This window comes from Candidatus Jidaibacter acanthamoeba (assembly GCF_000815465.1).
GTDB classification, from domain to species: Bacteria; Pseudomonadota; Alphaproteobacteria; order Rickettsiales; family Midichloriaceae; genus Jidaibacter; species Jidaibacter acanthamoebae.
The window spans coordinates 1-1,320 of sequence record NZ_JSWE01000097.1 but is presented as its reverse complement, the minus strand read 5'-3'; the positions used below and the strand labels follow the sequence as shown (position 1 = coordinate 1,320).

Genomic DNA, 1,320 nt, shown 5'->3' with positions numbered 1-1,320 from the left:
AAGGAATGAGTAAACTGAGAAAATACAGTAAGGAATTTAAAGAAGAAGCAGTTAAGCTAGTTAGAAATAGCGGCAAAACATATAGTGAAATATCGGGAGATTTGTCGATACCTAGGAGTACATTGGCTCTATGGATGAAAGGAAGAGAGAGCTTAGGGGGTGAAAGCAGCTTAAATAAAGAAGAAATAAAGGCACTAAGGAAAGAAAATCTTATTCTAAAAGAAGAAAGAGAAATATTAAAAAAGGCCTTAGCCATCTTTTCAGGGAAAAAGTAGAAAGGTTTAAATTTATGCAGAAATATAAAGATAAATTTAAACTTGAGAGGATGGCTAAAATGTTAAAAGTATCGCGTAGCGGGTATTACAAATATTTAAATAGTAAGATTGAGAGAAAAGAAGATAAAGATTTAAGGTTAGTAACGGAAATTAAGGCGATATATAGCTATAGTCGCAGTACTTACGGAAGCCCGAGGATTTATGCCGAACTGAGATTAAAAGGAGAAAAGGTAAACAGGAAAAGAGTAGAGCGCTTAATGAGAATACATAATATTAAGGCAAAAAGAAAAGGCGGATATAAGATAAGGCATAAACCTGCTCTTAGAGAAATAAAAGAAAATCTGATAAAGCAAGATTTCAGGTGTAATAAACCTAATGAAAAGTGGGTTAGCGATATCTCATATATACCTACTTCTTTGGGGTGGATATATTTGGCAGTAATATTGGATTTGTTTTCCAAAAAAGTTGTAGGTATGGCACTAGACTCTAAAATAGATACTAATCTCATAATCAAAGCTTTTGACCAGGCTATAAGCAGAAGAGATATAAATCATGGCTTGATATTTCACTCTGATAGAGGTAGCCAATACACTTGCGGTAAATTTCAGAAAATCTTAGCTTTGAAGCAAATCAGCTGTAGTATGAGTGCTAAAGGTAATTGTTATGATAATGCAGTTGCAGAGAGCTTCTTTAGTTGTGTGATTCATATACCTAGTTACCATTGGAATATAAGATTAACTCTTGATTAATATGTGCCTCTCTGATTCATAGACATCATTACCAATCTTCAACTATTATTTCAGTTTTTATATTGTTTTTCCCCTAAATATATTAGCTACTTCTTCTTTAATGCTCTTATTGCTTGGTCGTACTTGTAGTTTTGAATAACAAAACTTTCTTGATTTAGCTCATAATTCACCTGTATTTCATCTAAAGAGGGAATTTTGTTTTCTAACTCCTTATATCTTTCCCAAGGTGTTTTACCTTGTAAAGCGCTATGTGATCTTTGTTTATTATAATATTCTTCCCATACTTTAAGTTTATC

The 1,320-nt window shown here is 32.4% G+C and carries 2 protein-coding genes and 1 pseudogene; 2 read left to right on the top strand and 1 reads right to left on the bottom strand.

Annotated features, from left to right (window positions below):
* Both NF27_RS05215 and NF27_RS05210 read left to right on the top strand, forming a co-directional pair.
* Window positions 1–275, top strand: a 275-nt coding sequence (locus tag NF27_RS05215) for a transposase (protein ID WP_084212976.1), incomplete at its 5' end; no start/stop codon positions are given.
* On the top strand, window positions 236–1,024 hold the full coding sequence (locus NF27_RS05210; protein WP_239647821.1) for an IS3 family transposase: 789 nt from the start codon (window positions 236–238) through the stop codon (window positions 1,022–1,024). The genes NF27_RS05215 and NF27_RS05210, both read left to right, overlap by 40 nt.
* A gap of 86 nt (window positions 1,025–1,110) precedes the next feature.
* Here the strand turns inward: NF27_RS05210 and NF27_RS12420 are convergent.
* Window positions 1,111–1,320: pseudogene (locus NF27_RS12420) on the bottom strand (IS481 family transposase); the annotation flags it as partial.